The 18,189-nt window shown below is 49.9% G+C and carries 15 protein-coding genes, 1 tRNA gene and 1 pseudogene; 13 read left to right on the top strand and 4 right to left on the bottom strand.

From position 1 onward, the window contains the following. The 12 genes and pseudogenes from QVO99_RS05805 to QVO99_RS05750 form a co-directional block, all read left to right on the top strand. Window positions 1–152, top strand: a pseudogene (locus QVO99_RS05805) (RIP metalloprotease RseP); the annotation flags it as partial. A gap of 15 nt (window positions 153–167) precedes the next feature. Then, window positions 168–2,120, top strand: coding sequence for a phosphoethanolamine transferase (locus QVO99_RS05800; protein ID WP_022316661.1), 1,953 nt, complete (start codon window positions 168–170; stop codon window positions 2,118–2,120). Further along, complete coding sequence (locus QVO99_RS05795; RefSeq protein WP_022316660.1) at window positions 2,117–3,184, top strand: acyltransferase family protein; 1,068 nt, start codon at window positions 2,117–2,119, stop codon at window positions 3,182–3,184. The genes QVO99_RS05800 and QVO99_RS05795 overlap by 4 nt, the downstream gene beginning before the upstream one ends. Window positions 3,185–3,295: 111 nt before the next feature. Then, window positions 3,296–4,348, top strand: coding sequence for an acyltransferase family protein (locus QVO99_RS05790; RefSeq protein WP_022316659.1), 1,053 nt, complete (start codon window positions 3,296–3,298; stop codon window positions 4,346–4,348). Window positions 4,349–4,405: 57 nt separating this feature from the next. Next, window positions 4,406–5,290 (top strand): decaprenyl-phosphate phosphoribosyltransferase, encoded by an 885-nt coding sequence (locus QVO99_RS05785; RefSeq protein ID WP_022316658.1) that lies wholly within the window; start codon window positions 4,406–4,408, stop codon window positions 5,288–5,290. Between the two features lie 38 nt (window positions 5,291–5,328). Next, entirely contained in the window at window positions 5,329–5,922 is a 594-nt protein-coding gene (locus QVO99_RS05780; protein ID WP_022316657.1) for an HAD family hydrolase, read from the top strand. Between the two features lie 66 nt (window positions 5,923–5,988). Continuing rightward, window positions 5,989–7,458: a DUF6080 domain-containing protein gene (locus tag QVO99_RS05775; protein ID WP_022316656.1), complete on the top strand. Its 1,470-nt coding sequence runs from the start codon at window positions 5,989–5,991 to the stop codon at window positions 7,456–7,458. 105 nt (window positions 7,459–7,563) lie between these two features. Further along, window positions 7,564–8,439 (top strand): YicC/YloC family endoribonuclease, encoded by an 876-nt coding sequence (locus QVO99_RS05770; RefSeq protein ID WP_288176984.1) that lies wholly within the window; start codon window positions 7,564–7,566, stop codon window positions 8,437–8,439. Window positions 8,440–8,493: 54 nt separating this feature from the next. Further along, complete coding sequence (gmk, locus tag QVO99_RS05765; protein WP_022316654.1) at window positions 8,494–9,066, top strand: guanylate kinase; 573 nt, start codon at window positions 8,494–8,496, stop codon at window positions 9,064–9,066. Window positions 9,067–9,215: 149 nt separating this feature from the next. Next, window positions 9,216–9,806, top strand: a complete 591-nt coding sequence (nadD, locus tag QVO99_RS05760) for a nicotinate (nicotinamide) nucleotide adenylyltransferase (protein ID WP_022316653.1) — start codon at window positions 9,216–9,218, stop codon at window positions 9,804–9,806. Between the two features lie 36 nt (window positions 9,807–9,842). After that, entirely contained in the window at window positions 9,843–10,472 is a 630-nt protein-coding gene (locus QVO99_RS05755) for a YhcH/YjgK/YiaL family protein (protein ID WP_022316652.1), read from the top strand. 123 nt (window positions 10,473–10,595) lie between these two features. After that, window positions 10,596–10,669, top strand: a tRNA-Pro gene (locus tag QVO99_RS05750). 651 nt (window positions 10,670–11,320) lie between these two features. Here the strand turns inward: QVO99_RS05750 and QVO99_RS05745 are convergent. Next, window positions 11,321–14,146, bottom strand: coding sequence for a hybrid sensor histidine kinase/response regulator transcription factor (locus QVO99_RS05745; protein ID WP_022316651.1), 2,826 nt, complete (start codon window positions 14,144–14,146; stop codon window positions 11,321–11,323). Window positions 14,147–14,558: 412 nt separating this feature from the next. Here QVO99_RS05745 and QVO99_RS05740 point away from each other — a divergent pair, with 412 nt between their 5' ends. After that, on the top strand, window positions 14,559–15,122 hold the full coding sequence (locus QVO99_RS05740; protein ID WP_022316650.1) for a hypothetical protein: 564 nt from the start codon (window positions 14,559–14,561) through the stop codon (window positions 15,120–15,122). Window positions 15,123–15,418: 296 nt separating this feature from the next. Here QVO99_RS05740 and QVO99_RS05735 read toward each other — a convergent pair whose 3' ends face one another. From QVO99_RS05735 to QVO99_RS05725, 3 genes are all read right to left on the bottom strand, one after another. Continuing rightward, the gene (locus tag QVO99_RS05735) at window positions 15,419–16,330 is read right to left on the bottom strand and encodes a hypothetical protein (protein WP_022316649.1); all 912 of its coding nucleotides are present in this window, start codon (window positions 16,328–16,330) and stop codon (window positions 15,419–15,421) included. A 38-nt stretch (window positions 16,331–16,368) separates the two neighbouring features. Then, window positions 16,369–17,091, bottom strand: a complete 723-nt coding sequence (locus QVO99_RS05730) for a DUF6935 domain-containing protein (RefSeq protein ID WP_022316648.1) — start codon at window positions 17,089–17,091, stop codon at window positions 16,369–16,371. Between the two features lie 232 nt (window positions 17,092–17,323). Beyond that, window positions 17,324–18,189: TMEM43 family protein (locus QVO99_RS05725; RefSeq protein WP_288176983.1), on the bottom strand; the 866-nt coding region annotated here is incomplete at its 5' end.

Raw genomic sequence — 18,189 nt, 5'->3', positions numbered from 1 at the left:
TGCTCTTCCTCATATATGAAATGGTGACAGGACGCGCTCCAAGCGAGAAGTTCCTGTTGAGGGCAGAATACGTGGGCTTCACGATATTGATATTACTCATGGTGGTGGCAAATCTTAATGATGTGCTGCGCTGGTTGGGTTTCATGCACTAAGGCAATAAGAAACAAATGGGTTTTCTGATAAAACTGGGCAAGATATTGTCCTTGGGTCTGCTTCCGATAAGGCGCAACTCCGCCTTCTTCGTGACGATGTACATTCTGGGTATGATATGTGCGTATGCCGTCATACCAAAGAAGGGTGAACTATACAGTCTGGCATGGGAGGAACTGTTCTTCGACGTCTACCTCCTGTGTGTCGTCCTCGCCGTGATACCACAAAAGGTGAGGAGATGGATAAGACCGTTTTTCTATGTCCTGGCATACGCCACGGCAGTGGTAGACCTCTACTGCTTCGTGAGGTTCGACTCCACTCTCACTCCAACGATGCTGCTGCTCGTGGGGGAGACAAACGGAGATGAAGCCACGGAATTCCTGCAGTCGTATCTCAGTCTCGACCTGCTCGGAAGCAGCGTCGGACTGGTATTGCTGCTCATGCTGTTGCATATCCTCTATGCCGCATTCTCAAAGAAGGTGTGGCGATGGGCAAAAAGCAAATTGGCTGAGAACGAGAACCTGCTGCAGACAGCAAGAGAGGTGAAGGAGAAATTCCTGATTATGGCGCCATACGCAAGCGCTTCGCTGGGACTGGCAGCCGTGATACTCTTCTTCTCGTATGGCAACCTGTGTTGGGAAAACAAGGTGCTGTACCACAGGCTGATGTCGTATGACAACATCGGCGATGTGGAGCATGAACTGACAAAGAAGCCGCATGCCGTGCAATATCAACCGATATACAGACTGGCGTTCAGTCTTTATGCCAACGAACTGACGGCAAAGCAGCTCGTGAAACTCAAGGAGAGTCTCAACGAGGTGAAGGTGGACAGCTGTTCTTTCAAATCACGCAACATCGTGCTTATCATAGGAGAGAGCTACAACCGCAACCACTCACAACTCTACGGATACAAAACGCCGAACACTCCGCGACAGGTGAAGATGAGAAGAAGAGGCGAACTGGTGCCGTTTACCGACGTGGTGTCGCCATGGAATCTCACGAGTTTCGTGTTCAAGCATATATTCTCGCTATACACGGTGGGAGACAAAGGCGAATGGTGTGACTATCCGCTCTTCCCCGAGGTGTTCAGAAAGGCAGGTTATCATGTCACGTTCATGACAAACCAGTTCCTGCCGCAAGCCAAGGAGGCGGTGTATGACTTCAGCGGAGGATTTTTCCTCAATGACGAAGTGCTGAGCAAAGCACAGTTTGACACCCGCAACACAACGCTCTACCGCTTCGACAACGGACTGCTCCACAACTACGAGAAGCTGAAGGGCGAGGGAGAAGGAAAGCCACAGCTGATAATCTTCCACCTGAAAGGACAGCATGTGGACTACAAGAGCCGCAGCCCGAAGGTGCAGAAGAAGTTTGACAAGGACTACTACAAGGATCTGCGCCCTGAGCTGAACGACAAGGAGCGTACGGCACTTGCCGAATACGACAACGCCACGCTTTACAACGACAGTATCGTGAAGGCAATTGTGGACAAGTTCAGAAATCAGGATGCTATCGTCATCTACGTGCCCGACCACGGTGAGGAGTGCTACGACGGAGCACACTTCTACGGAAGAATGCACTCAGCCCAGGTGACGCCACGACTCGCCCATGCCGAGTTTGAAATACCGATGTGGATATGGGCGTCAAGAAAATACAGAGCCACGCATCCGGAAATATGGAGAAGCGTGAAGGCAAGCAGGAAGCGTCCGTATATGACCGACGCCCTGCCGTATCTGCTGCTCGACCTCGCCGGCATCAGCTGTCCGCAATACCGCGACGAACTGAATATCCTCAGCGACAAGTATAACGCCAAGAGGAAAAGAATTCTCAAGGGGAAAGCCGACTACGACGAGCTGATGGCTCAGGAGAAAGAGGAAAAGGAGAAGGAGGATGAAGAAGCGAAGAAGAACTCCAAGGACAAGAAAGACAAGAAGAAAGCCCGAAGGGGCATAAAGAAACATAGCAGATGAACAAGCAACAATTACTGAGCATAGCGGAATCGAAGGCGCTGAGAGGCATTGCCATCCTCGGCATCATTCTGCATAACTACTGTCACTTCCTGGGGTTCGCCGTGAAGGAGAACGAGTATACTTTCGATGCAGAAAAACCGATGATGATGCTGGACAGGCTCTGTTCGCTCAACCATTATCTGTTCGTGCACATACTGTCGTTCTTCGGACATTATGGAGTGCCGGTGTTCCTCTTCATCAGCGGCTTCGGACTGGTGATGAAATATGAATACAAGAACAAGGACAAGGAAACGCGGATACTGCCGTTCGTCTGGTATAACTATGCCAAGCTGCTCCGGCTCATGTTCCTCGGATACATCGCCTTCGCCGTAGTGAGCTATCTCGACCCTCATGGCTATCATGGATATACCGTGGGCAGGGTAGTGGCGCAGCTGTTCATGTATATCAACATCCTGCCCGATCCCGACCATATCATCAAGCCGGGACCATACTGGTATTTCGGACTCACCATGCAGCTGTATATCGTATACCGCTTGCTGTTATACCGCCGCAAGTCGGCTTACACGATAGCGCTCATCTCCGTATGCTGGATTCTGCAGACGGTGTTCTCGCCGGAGATGTATGGCAGTTGGGACTCTCTCAACCGCATCAGATACAATTTCATAGGAGGAATGCTGCCGTTCGGCATGGGAATGCTGTATGCCCGCCATGGCAGACTGTTGCCGAAGGGCGCCTATGCCGCTCTGGCGGTGGTGTCGGCGGCGGTGGTGTTCTGGGGAAGCTTCAATTTCCATTCATGGCTGTGGGTACCGGCATTCATCGTCATAGGAGCGGTGTCTACGTTCAAACTCCTGCCCGAATGGGCTTTGAAACCATGTATGTGGACAGGAGTGATATCATCGTCGCTCTTTGTCGTACACCCTGTTCTCAGGGAAATCATAATACCGATGTCGCGCCGTGGACAGGTGTTCACGGGAATAGTGGTATATCTCGTGGCGTCTGTCCTTTGCGCATGGCTGTTCATGAAGCTGCTGAAGTTCATACCCAAGCCAAAAAGCATCTGATGCTAACGCTGCTGACGGTGCCTGCCGTGTCAAAGTGCCACATGGCGGGCAGCGCAATGATGACACGCTGAATACGATAATTTTTCTAACATTCAAATCATTGTTGAATAGATGGTCAAGTTTGAGGATCTGAGCAAATACCGTGGCGAACTGATGGGACTCGCCATTCTGTTCGTCATCTTGTTTCATATAGGAATGCCGCAGAGCAATTTCTTCTATCCGCTCCGAAGGCTGGGAAACATCGGTGTGGACATGTTCCTGTTTGTAAGCGGTATGGGACTGTGGTTCTCATGGACCCGTTCGCGACTGGGAAAGAAACTCGACGGCAACGGGGCAATGGGAATCCGCCAGGCAACGATACGCTTCTTCAAGCACCGCTACAAGCGGATCTATCCCGTATGGATCATCGTGGCGTCGGTATTCTATATCGGCAAATACGTTGAGGCTCCCGGCAGCGGCTATAGTCCTGATATCCCCAATCTGATTGCCAACGTGTTGTTCAACTGGAGTTTCTGGCGCATTGACGACCTTACCTTCTGGTATGTTCCGGCAACGATGATGCTGTATATCTTCGCTCCGGGATATATGGAACTTGTGCGTGAGCGGCCCACTTACCGCTGGCTGCCTGTGGCATTCATAATATTGGCGGCTATGGTGCGCTATGTGCCGCTGATACACAACAGTGTGGGACATCTGGAGATCTTCTTCAGCCGCATACCGATATTTTTCATCGGCATAAACGCCGGGAAATGGGTGATGGAAAAGCGGACACTGGAGAAAGGCAGCATCTGGATGATAGTCATCATCTTTGTCATGAGCCTCTGGCTATGTCTGCAACTGGAATATATCGGCCACAGAAGGTTTCCGCTGTTCATGGAGCGCATCGTCTACATACCGCTCACCGTCACGGCATTGCTGCTGGAATGCAAGCTCATAGCCGTCATGCCGAAGAATATAAACCGGGTGCTGACCATGCTCGGCACTATTAGTCTTGAGATATATCTCATTCACATACAGTTCGTCATGCTGCCGCTGCAGCAATACAAGCTCGGATATTGCGTTACGGCACTGTTGGTAATCGTGATATCAACGCCGGTGGCATACCTGCTGCATTGGATAATCGAAAAGGTGATGGGCTGCAGGGTATTCAGAATATTGCAATGACCATCAAATGGCTTTTGCAATGGCCATCAAGAACATACAACATCAAGAGCTTTCGTAATGAACATAAAGAACATACTATCCATAATCCGTCCACACCAGTGGATAAAGAATGTCTTCGTGATGGTACCGCTGTTCTTCGGCGGCAGCCTTCTCGATTCCACTGACATCATAGCCTCGCTGATAGCGGCGCTGGCGTTCAGTTTCATAGCCTCGTCGATATACTGTCTTAACGACATCATCGACGTGGAGGACGACCGACGTCATCCCGTGAAACGCAACCGGCCGATAGCGTCGGGCAAGGTGAGCGTGAAACAGGGATATGTCTGCATGGCAATGATGGTGGCGCTGAGTTTCGGACTCGCGACGCTTATCGGCGAACAGGCAATGGGAGTGGCTGCGGCACTTGGAACGTATTTCCTGCTGAACATCGCCTACTGTCTGTGGCTGAAGAGATTCGCAATAGTGGACGTATGCGTGATAGCGTTCGGTTTTGTGTTGAGGCTGCTCGTAGGAGGACTTGCCACGTGTATAGAACTGAGCAACTGGATTGTGCTCATGACATTCCTGCTCACGCTGTTCCTCTCTCTGGCAAAGCGACGCGACGATGTGGTGAGGATGAACGAAACCGGTCATGCGCCGCGGAAGAACACCATTCGATACAACCTGGAATTCATAAACCAGGCAATCACCATCACGGCAACGGTGACTCTCGTATGCTATATTATGTATACCGTGTCGCCGGAGGTGGAAAAGAGGATAGGCACACGCTATCTGTATCTCACCACAGTGTTCGTATTGCTCGGCATACTGAGGTATCTCCAGCTCACACTCGTTGACAACAAGAGTGGCGACCCTACCAAGACGATGCTGCGCGACAGGATGATGCAGATTGTGGTGGCGCTGTGGCTGCTGGCGTTCCTGCTCATAATATACGTGTTTTAGCGGCGTGACATTCCAGGCATTTAAAAAAATAAGAAGAGATGAAGAACATCTACGCATTCGATTTCGACGGAACACTGACGAAACGCGACTCGCTGATAGCCTTCCTGCTGTTTGCAAAAGGATGGAAAGAGTTTCTGAAATGTTTCGCACTGCATATACATCTGCTGATAGCCATGAAACTGAAACTGGCTGACAGCGGAAAAGTGAAGGAAAGCATCTTCGCATACTATTTCCAGAATATGCCGGAGAGCATGTTCGACAACCTGTGTGAACGCTTTGCCGCCACACATTCACACATCCTGCGCCCGAAAGGCGTCGAGAGGGTGAGGGAGGCGATGGCAGAACCCGACTCCACGGTGATGATAGTGAGTGCGAGCATCAACAACTGGGTGGCGCCGTTTTTCAGGGAATTTCCCGGCATAGAGATATTCTGCACCAGGATAGAAGTGAAGGAAGGCAACCTGACGGGGCGTTTCCTATCTGCCAACTGCCGCGGCAAGGAGAAGGTGAGACGGATACTCGCCCTGCATCCCGACCGCAAGAGCTACTTCCTTACGGCGTTTGGCGACAGCAGCGGCGACATCGCAATGCTCGACTTTGCCGACGAGGGATTCTATAAACCGTTCAGATAACGCGACAATATACCGTTCAGATAACACGACAATACACCAAAAAGACAAAACAAGAAACAGCATAGCATGACAAATCCGATAAAAGAACTGAAGAATATCTTCATACAGATAGGCAGGATGTTCAGAGTGAAGAAAAACGAGGTGATACCTTCTCTCTCGGCTCTCGCCGTTTACATCATCCTCAACGCCCTGATAATAATGCGCTACTACGACTCGTTCTCCAAAGTGCACGTGGCGTTCTGGAAAAACTTCATCAAGAAGTTCAGCGTGTCGGGATTCGACCCTATCACGTATGTGGTGTTGAGCACGTGGGGACCTAAATACGACATACACCGGCATCCTCTGCTCGCATTCTTCGTATATCCGCTGTATCTGCTGAACACGGCGCTGATGGACCTCACCGGACTGAATCTCGTGCAGTTTATCATCGCCTTGATACTGCTCTTCCTCATGTTCTATTCCTTCATATTCATGATGAGGATATGCCGCGACATCATCGGACTGAGAAACACCGATGCCGCACTGCTCAGCGGATTCCTGTTCAGCTGCGCGTATATAATGCTGACATTCATCGTGCCCGACCATTTCGCACCGTCGATGTTCATGCTGCTCATGGCGCTCTATGTCTGTGGAGTGAAGATCCGCGACAAGAAACGGCTCAACGGATGGCAGGCGGTGCTCATGTTCATATTTACAGCCGGTACGACGCTGAGCAACGGTGCGAAGATCGTCATCGACGCTCTCTTTGTGGAGGGCAAGAGATTCTTCCGTCCCAAATACCTCATCTTCGCTATCGCCATACCATGTGCCGGAATGTGGTATCTGTCGGATGCGGAATACAGATATTACCGTCTGCCCGTGGAGCAGCAGCGAAGGGCAGACGTGAAGAAGGCGAGCGAAAGAGAATGGGCAAAGAACCATGCCGCCTTCATGGACACCACCACAATCATGGACTCCGCTGAGGCTGAGAAGGCTTTCAAGGTGTGGGACAACAAGCGGATTCTCGCCAAATACAGGAAAGACCAGAAGCTGCCATGGAATGCCCACAAGGGCAAACCGCTGGTGAAGAAGGGAATGCTGCAATACACCGACATGACGACACCACGCTGGCAGTCGCTTGTAGACAATGTCTTCGGAGAGACGATACAGCTGCATCAGGACTACCTGCTGGGCGACACACTGCGCGACCGCCCCGTGTTCGTAAGCTACCGGAATGTCGTCAACTATATCGTAGAGGCTGCCATCGTATTGCTGTTCCTCTTTGGAATATGGTGTGGCAGGAAGAGCCGCTTCCTGTGGATGGCACTCCTGGGCTTCGGTATAGACTTCACCGTACATGTGATTCTCGGCTTCGGTCTCAACGAGGTATATATCATGGGAGCACACTGGCTGTTCATAATCCCAATCGCCATAGCCTTTGCCATGAAGAAGGCTGAGGGCAGAAGGCTCCTTGCGCTCCGGGCGCTGCTGGGCATCATCACGGCATTCCTGCTGATATACAACGGTTCGCTGCTCGTGGGCTATTTGCTGGCATAGTCCGTGCATAATGTCTGCAGACCGGCTTGAAGATAAAAACAACACGCCACATAGACGTATTTACGAATAAATGTGTAATTTTGCACAATTAATATTCATAAAAGCATGATACAATCAATGACTGGCTACGGCAAGGCTGTAGTGGAATACGGAGAAAAGAAAATAAACGTTGAGGTGAAGTCGCTTAACAGCAAGACTCTCGACCTCTCAACACGAATAGCGCCAATCTATCGCGAAAAGGAAATGCAGATACGACAGATGGTGTCGCAGGCTCTCACACGAGGCAAAGTGGACTTCAGCATCTGGATTGAGAAGGATACCGTGGTGGATGCCACACCCGTGAACGGAGCGCTCGTGGCAGGCTACTACAAGCAGATAAAGGATATTATACAGAAGAACAACATACCGGAACCTGCCGACTGGCTCGCCACGCTGATGAGAATGCCCGATGTGCTGACGAAGACAGAAACGGAGACTCTCACCGACGAGGAATGGGAAGCTGCTACCAAAGCCATCAATGAGGCTCTCGGAAAGCTCACCGAATTCCGTATGCAGGAGGGAGCGGCTCTCCAGAGGAAGTTCAGCGAGAAAATTGACAATATCGCTGCCCTGCTCGAAAGCATCGAACCGTTTGAGAAGGCGAGGGTGGAGAAAATCCGCTCACGAATCATCGACGGACTGAAATCAATCCCCGAGGTGGAATACGACAAGAACCGTCTGGAGCAGGAACTCATATATTATATCGAGAAACTCGACATCAGCGAGGAGAAGCAGAGACTTGCCAACCATCTGAAATACTTCCGCGAGACGATGGAGGAGACTCAGGGAGTGGGCAAGAAGCTCGGATTCATAGCCCAGGAGATGGGACGCGAGATAAACACCACCGGCAGCAAGAGCAACAACGCCGAGATGCAGAACATCGTGGTGAAGATGAAAGATGAACTGGAGCAGATAAAGGAGCAGGTGCTCAACGCCCTGTAACATATATTCTGGACTCTGACTGTAATCTGTTTCACTGTAAAAAAACAACAAGCAATGCAAGGAAAAGTAATAATCTTCTCCGCACCGAGCGGCAGCGGAAAGAGCACCATCATAAACTGGCTGATGAACGAGCACAAGGAACTGAACCTCGCTTTCAGCATCTCATGCACCAGCCGACAGCCAAGAGGAACGGAGAAGGACGGAGTGGAATACTTCTTCGTCACTCCAGAGGAGTTCAGACAGCGCATCGCCAACGAGGAATTCCTGGAATACGAGGAGGTGTATGCCGATCGATTCTATGGCACACTGAAGGCGCAGGTGGAGAAACAGCTCGAAAAAGGAGAGAATGTGGTGCTCGACGTTGACGTGAAGGGTGGCTGCAACATCAAGAAATATTATGGCGACAAGGCACTGAGCCTTTTCATCCAGCCGCCGTCTGTGGAGGAGCTGCGAAAGCGTCTCACCGGCAGGGGAACCGATGCGCCGGAGGTGATAGAAGACCGTATCAAGCGTGCGGAGTTCGAACTCTCGTTTGCCGACAAGTTCGACCATGTGGTGGTCAACGACGACTTGCAGACCGCCGAGCAGGAGGCTCTCTCAATGGTGAGCTCGTTCATAGCAAAATAGCTAAGCAGAATCCACTCTTCTAAAAAGCAAAAATCCAAGCCGGCCCTAATGACCGATTGGTAAGTGTGACAAGAGTGAAACATACTAACTAACAGAAAGACAGGGGTAATACCCTGTTTTTCATATACCCATATCAGAAAAGACACAATATGTCAGAAAAGAGGACAGGTATCTTCGGTGGGTCGTTCAATCCCATCCATAACGGACATATAGCTCTGGCAAAGCGCATCATGCAGCTCGACAGGCTCGATGAGGTGTGGTTCATGGTTTCACCACACAATCCTCTGAAGAACTCCGGTTCGCTTCTGCCCGATGTCGACAGACTGAACATGGTGAGGCTCGCCCTCGAAGGAGAACCGGGGCTTATAGCCTCAGACTATGAGTTCAGACTTCCCAAACCGTCGTACACACTACATACCCTCAATGCCATACGCCATGACTATCCCGACAGGAAGTTCGTGCTGATAATAGGTGCCGACAATTGGGAATGTTTCGACAGATGGTATGGCTACAAAGAAATATTGGCTGACTATGAGATTGCAGTATATCCGCGACAGGGGTCATACATCGATGCCGACAGTCTGCCACACAACGTGAAACTGGTGGACACCGGACTCTTCAATGTGAGCAGCACCGAGATAAGGACTCTGCTCAGTGAGGGGAAACCGGCAGACAACCTCATGCCGCCACAAGTGGCGCAGTATATAAAAATGAATCACTTGTTCGGTACAAAACGGTAAACACAGATAAAGAACAAACTGTAAAACTACTCACAAATGAAATCAACAAGTCTGAGAATCATCCTCTCCCTGCTGCTCATCGCAATCACGGCGCAGGGAATTGAGGCGCGCAACAAATCAAAGGAGGTGTCGAAGAAGAAAGCCGCTGCATGGGTGGCAGAGGGAGAATGGAAAAACGGATTCGACGCCATGCCTGATGCCACGGTAAACCTGCAGGAGTTCTATGCGCAGTATCACAAGAACAAGGCTCAATGGGATGCAGCCTTCAAATGGCTCGCTGAAACCGATCTGCTGAATATCCCCAAAGGGAAACTCATGATACCGGGCACCAACATCCGTGCATCCATAGAAGACAGCAAGAACGAACCGCTGGAAAAGCGCAAGTCAGAATCCCACCGCAAGAAAATAGACTTCATGTATGTAGTTAAGGGCTCGGAGGGCTTTATGCTTCTCGACCACAACACCTCTACTCCCAACTGCGAATATAGTGAGGAGAAAGATGTGATACGCTACGATTACATTCCCGAGAAGTCTCATTTCTTCACATCCACTCCAAAGCGTTTCGTCATCTGTTTCCCTTCCGACTGGCACATAGCAAAGGTGAAAACACCATTCTCTGACCAGTCGTTGCGCGTAGTAGTGCTGAAGATTGATTATGTGGAATAAGCCATATTCATAAATTGATTGTGGTTATAAAAGCAAAAACTCACGGAAAAGTTTTGTAATCTCGCAAATAGTGACTATTTTTGCAGTCGCTAAAAAGGCAAACGCCTTTCATGCGCAAGGTTTCGGGATGTAGCGCAGTTGGTTAGCGCACGCGTCTGGGGGGCGTGAGGTCGCTGGTTCGAGTCCAGTCATCCCGACAATACAAGGGTTAGGATATTGCGTTGCAATATTTTAGCCCTTGTCGCTTTTTGCCCAAACGGCCGATTTGGGGATTTTGGAAAATAGAGGGCGGAGACATTATTATATATAAAAGGAAAAGCCACCTACACGTCTCGTGCAAGTGGCTCGGATAGTTCTTTTGATTTATATTTTCAAAGATGAAAACATATCCGCCAGACAGTAGACAAGCGTACTTGAACAAAAATGGGCACGACGCTTGCCCAACAGGGGTACGCTGCTTTCTCATCAGGGGCACGCTGCTTGCCCCGGATGGGCAGAATTGCTGTCAGACGTCTGACCAATAAGTTAATGTTGTAATACCCATATTCCTGTTTTTCTGGATTCTGCTAGCGCATGCAATTCCTGCAGACTGAATTACTCACAGCTGACAATTCCTTTCGTCTGATATGACAATTCCTTTCATCAGCCAACCATCCAGACAATTGGCTGACAATCGGGTGACGGTCAACTGTCTGTTTGTTAGAGTGTTATGGCAAAAAACCAGATGATCTGACAGTTTTTGAGCATTTCTGGGTTATTAGTCAATTTTGGTGGTAACATCTCTTCCATCTCAGTCTGCATAAAGAAGCGAATTCCTCAATTACATATTGCGCCAAAACTACTTCCCTCTACACCACCGGTCTTGCTGATTCGCTTCTGGTGTATTGTTTCGGGGTGATGCCGCAGACGTTGCGGAAGGCGCGGATGAAAGAGGAATAGTCGTTGAAACCGCAACGCAGAGCCACGTCGGTGAGCAGAGAGGTAGGGTCGGCATCGAGCATCATGCAGGCTTTCCTCACCTTGACGCGCTGGATGAATGACGCCGGGGTGAGACCTGTGGTGTCGCTCATCTTGCGGTAGAACTGGCTCGGACTCATACATACCGTTGCAGATATCGAACGCACGTCGGCACATTTGTTCTGTCTTATCATGGCATATATGGCGTCGGTAACCTTGGCTATGAATATGCGGTCCTCGTCTCCTATCGTGTTTTCTTCGTTCTTGGCCTCTGTTTCACTGTCGGGGCGTATGTCAGATGCAATCTTGCGTCGCTGTTCCAGCAACTTGTCCACTCTGATCAGCAGTTCGCTGCTGTTGAAAGGCTTTGTGAGATATGCGTCGGCACCGGCTTCAAGACCGCAGAGCCTGTCTTCGTCGGTAATCTTCGCCGTTACCATCACTATAGGTATATGCGCTACGCTCTCGTCGCCTCTTAGTCTCCGGCACATCTCATATCCGTCCATCACCGGCATCATCACGTCGCTCATGATGATGTCAGGCATTGCGTCCTTCGCCTTGTCCAGTCCCTCCTGTCCGTTCTCGGCATACAGCACGTTATATCTGTCCTCCAGCAGTTCGCCGATATACTGTGCCACGCTCCTGTTGTCTTCCACCACAAGCACGGTGTATTCTTTTCCGCTCTTCTTGTCGGTATTCTGCTTCGTCATGTCTTCAGACTCCGTGTTCTCCACTATGACAGGTGCTGCCGTCATCTCGAAATGCCGCTTCACGTTGTTCTTTACCGGTATGCAGATATGGAATGTCGTGCCATATCCCACCTTGCTCTCCACCTTGATTTCTCCGCCGAGAGCCTTCACTGCGTACTGCACGATGGGCAGTCCGATGCCGGTGCCGATATATTCCTTTCCGTTTTCCGACTGATAGAAAGGTTCGAAGATATGCTGCAGGGCGTTAGCCTCTATTCCGCTGCCCGTGTCGCAGACGTCGAGATAGAACATGTTGTCGGCACACCATGTGATGACGCTCACCTTGCCCGACTTGGGAGTGAACTTCATGGCGTTTGACAGCAGGTTGTTCATCACCTTGCTTATGTAGTCGGGTATGAAGTCCATTGCCATCTGGTTTTTCTCCACATACTGCAATGCGATTCCTTTGTTTGTGGCATACGGCTTGTATCCCTCCACTATCATTTCCACGTAGGCACACACGTTTCCGTTTGTCCATTCCGGATTGCCGATGTTCGACTTTATCTTCGAAATGTCGAGAATCTGGTTGATGAGCATGAGCAGGTTGCGTCCCTGCTTCTCTATCGTCATCATCTTCTTCCGGCTGTCGTCGTCCAGGTTCTTCTTGTCCTTCGCCATGTCGTGGCTCAGACCGAGGATCAGCGTCAGCGGTGTGCGGAATTCGTGGGTGATGTTGGTGAAGAAGTTCTCCTTCATCTTCATGTATCGTTGCTGCATGGCAAACGATTTTCGTCTTGCCTTCAGTGTGTATGCCATCATCAGCGTGATGCCGAGCAGCAGTATGGCGGCGGCGGCAAGCATCCTTTTCTGCATCCTCTGCTCGTTCAGGTGCTGCTCGTTCAGCATCCTGTCCTTCTCCTTCTGCCTCTGGTTCAGGTCGCTGTGCAGCTTTTCGATTTCAAAGAGGTTTCTGGCGTTCATCGTGCTGTCCTCTATGCTCTTTGCCCTGGCGTAGCAGTCGAGTGCCTTCTGGTAGTTGCCGTTGCTCTTGTATAGTTCCGACAGTATCTTCAGTATTCTCGGGTCATATTCCCTTGTGCCGATTTCGTTGGATTGCATTCTGACAGTCTCCAGATATTTCCATGCGCTGTCCGGCTTGTTTGCAGCCACATACGCCTCGGCGAGCGCCGAACAAGGTTGCAGCCAAAGCCATGCGTCGCGGTCGCGGTTTATCGTTCCCATTGATTTTCTGAACAGTTCTATGGCGTTCTCATACCTGTTTTTTTTCATCTCCAGACTTCCAAGATGCATGTAGCAGTATGCCACTCCGGTCCGCGAGTTGCATTTCTTGCTGTGATACATGGCACGGTTGTAGTATATCCGTGCGGAGTCTATCATTCCCCTTTTCTCAAACACCATTCCCAGGTTAGAGCAGTCCACGTTCATTCCCAGGTCGCTGCCCAGCCTCGTCTCTATGGCGAGCGCTCTTCTCAGCATCTCGTCAGCCTTCTGGTAGTGGCCCACGGCCATATACGAGTTTCCGCATCCGTTGTATCCGATAGCCATACACTTCAGATATTTGTATCTCGCCTCCTGTATTGACTGAGAGCTCACCTCCACGGCAGCGAGATGGTTTGACAGGGCATCGTAGTATAGTCCCATTCTGCGGTAGTTCACTCCCAGGTCGTTCAGAGCACTAGCCCTCATCAGCGTGTCGTCGAGTTCTGTGGCGATTTCGAGCTGCTGCTGGTGTGCCGCTATCGCACTGGTGTAGCGGTTGGCGTTCAGGAAGCAGTGACCCAGTTCGGCGTATGCCGCCATCTCCTTGTCGCGCTCTTCCGATTTCTTGTATCTGTTCACGAGTGCAGTCAGCGAGTCGATGTTCTTGCTGCGTATCGCTGAAGTGTCGAGCTGCAGCCGCTGGCTTTCGGTGTATGATTCAGACGCATTGTTTCGCCGTTGGCATGCCGTAAGGTTTAGCATAGCCAACAGTATAGCGAAGAGGTATCGTAGTTGGTCTTTTTTCATAGCTTGATGCTTTTATGTCTGTCGAGGATAGTAGTGTCGTAATATGTACGTCTCTTGTTTGTCTGCAAAAATAGTCATTTTTTCCTAAATAACGACAAATAGTGGAATAATAAAGTATATGAGTTGAATATTCCAAACAAACCCAGATTGCCGTTTTGAACTTAAAATATCTTAATAACCCGCTTCCTTTTCAATCTTTATTTGTTCTTATGTGTCGAAAAGTGTAATGATCTGGCTGTTTTATGTGTCTAAAAGTGTAATAGTCAGGATTGTTATTGTGCTTTTCCAATGAATTTCTTATATTTGCAGAAGAGTAGGGTAGTCTGCCGCACTAATTGATGAAAAACGAGATTGATGGTCTGCCGGTCATTTGTGACATTAGATATTAACCGATAACAAAAACGAAAGAATTATGAAAAGATGCGCATTGTTACTGATGATTTTTGCATTCCTGCAAACCTGTGTGGCTCTTTCAGCCGAACCGTTCACCAAGAAGCAATACGAAGAGATGGTGAGACTGTTCAACGACCACCAGCAATCCAACGTCAAGCAACCATTTGACAAGTGGACCACGCTGCCGCTGATAAACAAGCCGGAGGGGCTCGAAGTGGTTTTCCTTGCTTCGGAGGATGAGGCAACGGGAGGCTTTTTCTTCGTGGACAGTACCGACGGCAAGGTGAAGACAATCACGACATACACCTCACCAATGAAGTTCGCTTTCTATTCCATGTCGATAGAGGGCGGCAAGATAGGACTGACGGCGTTGGCTGGAGGACCGTGTGTCTCTTATTGGACATATTCCGTGTTCCCCGACAAGGCAGATTATTATGTCTTCGTGAATGAATGCTACGGAGAAGTGGAGGAGGCCACAAGTACTACTACCGACAAGCTCGATCCGGAGATTGCCAGGATTACAGTGAAGCAATTCATGGTGGAGCATGACCCGGTGGGGGAGTGGCATAAGCTGCGCCGCTGATGATACAGTAGTTATATAAACTCCAAGCGGCCTAATGAGCAATTTGGGATAAAAGTCAAAATCCAAGCAAACCCTAATGACCGATATCCAAGCAAACCCTAATGACCGGTGTCGGATAAAAACCGCCCCATCGTCGTTGGTCTCCCAACGAGTGACGGGGCGGTTGACAATTCATTAGCGAGTTGTTCAGGATAATCCTGTATGCGCTATATCTATAATGTGCGACAAGATTTCAGAACCTCACTTTCTAAGAACATGATTTATGTTTGAAAATATGTTGCTTCTTGTGAGTTGGATTACAGGTTGTTTGAGACTTCAAGTATGTTCTTGATGCACGTTGTGTTGCGGTTGTCTTCCAACCATACCCTACCGTTCTTCTTGTCAAACTTCTTCACTGTAAACTTATCCTCATAAGAATCTACGTATACACCGAACACCTTGTCTCCAGGTTTGAACGAAGGTTTCAGACTGATGAGCTTACAGTCGCTGCGCTTGGCAACGTAGATGTGGCCTGCAAAACCAGAGATGAGCACCTTGTCGTCTGTAAGCGAGATGATGTATCCCGCCTTCTTCTGTCCTTCCTCTTCGTATGCCACCTGCATGCCAGGAGCCCATTCGCCTTCTTTCAGCACTCTGAATGTGCCGGGCTTAATCTTCTCGTCCTCTTTGAATTTCTTCACCTCTCCGTTCTTTATAGACCAAGACAAGTCGAGGTAAGACACCGTAGGAGCCTTAGGGTCAGAGGCATCGGTCACGATGGCACGCTTCAGGCCAGATCCTGACTGCCACCATGTGAGCAGGATGTCGCCTACCTTTGCCGTGGCGTCTGATGGCAGAGGTATAATCAGGGCATTAGGCACATCATATTCTTTGCCGATGTGATCCACCTTTGTGCTGCCCACTCCAGGTTCCGTCACTTCAGCACTATAGAATACGTAGGTCCTTTTAGACAGATCCTTGTCTTCTTGCAGATACTCTTGATAGTAAGACGGCGTAAGAACGGTCTGTCCCTTCTCCACGTCCACCTTCACGTCTCTCGGGAAGTCCCATGGCCATGGGTCCACGTTGCCAGCCTTTGCCTTGTCACCTTCATTCACTTCTGTAGAGTCAGCGTCAGGATTCGGTCCGTCCACTTTCTTGTTTCCACAGCTCATTGTCGTCAGAAACGCTCCCGCAAAAAGCGAAGCAATAATGATATTCTTCTTCATAGTCTTATTGTTTTAAGTTGTTGTTATAGTTTTCTTGGTCACTTCCAGGGGTCTTTGTCTGCCGGAGTGCGTATGTCGGTGAGGGCAATCATCACGTTGGTTACAAACCATCTGCCCGTAGACTCCTTGTATCTCATCGTGATAGGAGCCGGCGAGTCAGCGCCTCCGCTGTGCAGATACACCTTTGCCCATTTGTAGCCGCCGTCCTCGCTGAACGAGTTCTTGTCAGAAGTCACCTTGATGGTGTACGGCATTGTCGGCGTGTAGCTGTTGGCGGGTGTCGCACCGTCGAAGAAGGCGTAAGTGATATAACTCTTGTTGTCCTTCGATTTCAGCAGCCTCCTGTTCACGAGCTCCTTCTGCGACTGCGACCACTGTGTCGGACCGTTCAGGTATTCCAGCATCTCCCATGTGGCGTTGAGGTCGTTGTTGATGTTACACAGGGCAGCCACACACAGAGCAGCCGTCTTGTGAGGAGTGTTGAGCGACGCCTCGGGCAGAGCTTTCATTTCCGCCAGGTTCTTTGGCAGGGCGTTGAAAGTGAAGGTCTCTGTGCGCGGTGTGGTGTCCACTTCTCCCGGTGTGCCGTCGAGGTTCGCTCCCGGGTCATTTGCCGATGAACCGCCATTGTTCGTTCCGCCCGTGTTTGTTCCGCCCGTGTTTGTTCCGCTGTTAGGCTTGTCAGTGCCGTCATCATCTTTTGAGCATGATGTGAGGCTGAGCGATAGTAAGGCTAATGCCATCAAAAAAAACTTTCTCATAATTGTCAATTCGTTTTTAGTTATCATGTTGAGCATGTAGTGGGAGCAAGGATCCGTGGGAGTCTTAATGTCAAACTTATATACTATATTTATTCCTAAACCTTTTATCCTTTACTCTTTTCTTCTTTGATCCCGTGGATCCCTGCTCCTTTATACATGCGTTATTATTAATTTTTAGTATTGGTTCCTTTTTATCCCATCCTATATCAGCCAGCCGATGGGCTTCGCTGCATTAGTTGCGTTTTGTATTCAATTTCTCTGCAATCAGCTTTTTGCCCTTCGCAGAGAAGGCGAAAATCACGGCTCCCACTATAGCCAGGAGCAGGATTCCTGTGAGCGGACGATAGAACAGCCATGCCAGTGCGATGATTGTTACAGACCATGCAAAGCCCAATACGCCGCAGATGAGCGATACTCCTAATGCGAAGATGTTTGCCACGAAAGGTATCACCTTCAGCAGAGTCTCTGCGATGCCCAGTATGCCGCGCAGACCGGAGATTACGAGCAGCACGCCGATTACGCGGAGCACCCAAGTCAGCATGCTGTTGCCCTCGTGCTGCTCGGTGAACATCTGGTCGGCAGTCTGCACACCCTGTCTGATTACCGACAGCTGCTTGCCGTTCTTTGCCGTATAGTTAGAGAATGTGTTGCCGTTCACCACTGCGATGACCGACACGTCGCCCGGATCACACTGCTTGTAAGTCACTCTCACGTCGCCGATTTCAGGAGTAGCCGAGTTCATGCCCATATATATCGTGTTGCCCTGAACATGAATGCATTCAGCATTATAGGCGTTAGCAGACTTCTGTTCCACGGAGTCGTTAGCGTTCTGGGTCTCCTTGTTTTCAGCCGTCTCGTTGCTCTTGCTGCCGTGTTTCGACTTGTAGATCTTCACTATCTGCTTGTCCAGTTCGCGCAGCTTGTCGTCGGTTAGAGTCACCTTTGTCTCCGTATTTGTAGAGAGCGACGTCACTTGACTTTCGTTCAGCTTGTAGGCACCGAAGGTCACTTCCTTAGCGTCCCATCTCTCCCTCTTCAGGTCGGCAAGCACGAAGTTGCTGTTCTTATACTGAGGGTCGTGGAATTCGCTGGAGTTCA

Source organism: Prevotella sp. CAG:592 (assembly GCF_000436015.1).
Taxonomy (GTDB): domain Bacteria; phylum Bacteroidota; class Bacteroidia; order Bacteroidales; family Bacteroidaceae; genus Prevotella; species Prevotella pectinovora.
Note: the sequence above shows the minus strand (reverse complement) of the source record. Positions and strands in the feature narration are given on the sequence as shown.

What these genes read in the sequence shown, in the direction of transcription:
- QVO99_RS05795 (WP_022316660.1), top strand. Translation starts at nt 2,117, where the DNA reads ATGAACAAGCAACAATTACTGAGCATAGCGGAATCGAAGGCGCTGAGA.
- QVO99_RS05735 (WP_022316649.1), bottom strand. Translation starts at nt 16,330, where the DNA reads ATGAAGAAGAATATCATTATTGCTTCGCTTTTTGCGGGAGCGTTTCTG.
- QVO99_RS05790 (WP_022316659.1), top strand. Translation starts at nt 3,296, where the DNA reads ATGGTCAAGTTTGAGGATCTGAGCAAATACCGTGGCGAACTGATGGGA.
- QVO99_RS05755 (WP_022316652.1), top strand. Translation starts at nt 9,843, where the DNA reads ATGAAATCAACAAGTCTGAGAATCATCCTCTCCCTGCTGCTCATCGCA.
- QVO99_RS05780 (WP_022316657.1), top strand. Translation starts at nt 5,329, where the DNA reads ATGAAGAACATCTACGCATTCGATTTCGACGGAACACTGACGAAACGC.
- nadD (WP_022316653.1), top strand. Translation starts at nt 9,216, where the DNA reads ATGTCAGAAAAGAGGACAGGTATCTTCGGTGGGTCGTTCAATCCCATC.
- QVO99_RS05730 (WP_022316648.1), bottom strand. Translation starts at nt 17,091, where the DNA reads ATGAGAAAGTTTTTTTTGATGGCATTAGCCTTACTATCGCTCAGCCTC.
- QVO99_RS05800 (WP_022316661.1), top strand. Translation starts at nt 168, where the DNA reads ATGGGTTTTCTGATAAAACTGGGCAAGATATTGTCCTTGGGTCTGCTT.
- QVO99_RS05740 (WP_022316650.1), top strand. Translation starts at nt 14,559, where the DNA reads ATGAAAAGATGCGCATTGTTACTGATGATTTTTGCATTCCTGCAAACC.
- QVO99_RS05785 (WP_022316658.1), top strand. Translation starts at nt 4,406, where the DNA reads ATGAACATAAAGAACATACTATCCATAATCCGTCCACACCAGTGGATA.
- gmk (WP_022316654.1), top strand. Translation starts at nt 8,494, where the DNA reads ATGCAAGGAAAAGTAATAATCTTCTCCGCACCGAGCGGCAGCGGAAAG.
- QVO99_RS05770 (WP_288176984.1), top strand. Translation starts at nt 7,564, where the DNA reads ATGATACAATCAATGACTGGCTACGGCAAGGCTGTAGTGGAATACGGA.
- QVO99_RS05775 (WP_022316656.1), top strand. Translation starts at nt 5,989, where the DNA reads ATGACAAATCCGATAAAAGAACTGAAGAATATCTTCATACAGATAGGC.
- QVO99_RS05745 (WP_022316651.1), bottom strand. Translation starts at nt 14,146, where the DNA reads ATGAAAAAAGACCAACTACGATACCTCTTCGCTATACTGTTGGCTATG.